The organism is Dyadobacter sp. LHD-138 (genome assembly GCF_030929615.1).
Lineage (GTDB): Bacteria > Bacteroidota > Bacteroidia > Cytophagales > Spirosomataceae > Dyadobacter.
The window spans coordinates 1-1,367 of record NZ_JAVFVU010000105.1; the positions used below are offsets into that span (position 1 = coordinate 1).

At 39.9% G+C, this 1,367-nt stretch carries 1 protein-coding gene; it reads right to left on the bottom strand.

All coding sequences use genetic code 11. The features are described 5' to 3' along the window. Positions 1-43: 43 nt before the first annotated feature. Entirely contained in the window at positions 44-1,288 is a 1,245-nt protein-coding gene (locus tag RB622_RS30095) for an IS256 family transposase (RefSeq protein ID WP_308050548.1), read from the bottom strand. Between the last annotated feature and the right edge of the window lie 79 nt (positions 1,289-1,367).

The following is a 1,367-nucleotide window of genomic DNA, read 5'->3' on the forward strand; positions in this document are numbered from 1 at the left end:
GGGAGTGTACGCTGAACTGTGTCAGGATTTTATTTAGGCAGATTCAGCTACCAAGAAAAAATTCGCGATCGGCCTGTAATCTGTCACCAAATTTAATGTACAATTGAGACATCGTCAAGCCCCAGTTATGAATTGACATCGTCCATTTTTTAGAAAGATCTCTTACCACCAGATAAACCAATTTAAGCAACGCCTGATCCGAGGTAAATGCTCCTTTCGTTTTTGTGACTTTTCTGATCTGGCGATGCATGCCTTCAATCGCATTCGTTGTATAAATCACGTTTCTTATTTCGGTGGTATACTCAAAAAAAGTTGAAAGATTTACCCAATTATCCATCCAGGATTTTACTGCGAGCGGATATTTCTTCCCCCATTTGTCCTCGAATTCAAGTAGCCTTTCGTACGCTTGGTCCTGATTAATTGCTTTATAAATAGGTTTTAAGTCTGCAATAACTGCTTTCTTGTCTTTTTCAGGCACGTAACGCATGCTGGTGCGAATCTGATGAATAATACAAAGTTGAATCTTGGTCTTTGGATATACTGCTTCAATTGCTTCTGGGAAGCCTTTTAGGCCATCAATACAGGCAATCAGAATATCTTCAACTCCACGTTGTTTTAAGTCAGTTAAAACAGATAACCAAAACTTAGCGCCCTCATTCTCTGATAAATAAATCCCGATCAGGTCTTTTTTCCCTTCACGGTTTATTCCTAATATGTTATAAATCGCCCTTGACTCAACGGTGCCGTTATCTCGCACCTTATAATGCATGCAGTCCAGGAAAACGAAGGGATAAACCGCCTCTAATGGCCTGTTACGCCATTCATTCATCAGCGGAATTATCTTGTCAGTTATATGAGAAATCTCAGTAGCAGATATTTCCATTGCATACATCTCCTTTACATACTCGGAAATATTTCGGGTACTCATACCGCGTGCATACATCGCAATTACTTTATCTTCAAGTTCTTCGGTGATAATCAATTGGCGCTTAGGCAGGATTTTGGGTTCAAAAGTACCCTGGCGGTCACGGTTGCTTTCAATCTCTAAATGACCTGACTGAAGACTTCTAACAGTCTTTTTTGTTCTACCGTTTTTACGGTTGCTCTCACCAGCAGCCTTGCTTTCTTCCAGGTGGTTATTCAGCTCACCTTCGAGCATGGATTCAAGCAGATGTTTCAGAATTGGAGCAAATACACCGTCGGTACCACCCATTTTTTTGCCGTCATAGAGACCTTGCATTGCTTCTTCTTTGAAGCGTTGAAAATCGAACGATTCGTTTGTCTTCATTGTGTCTATAAGTTAAACTAATTTACTTATTTTTCCCCTTAAATAAATTAAGAGGTGACACAGTTTAGTTTACAGTCTC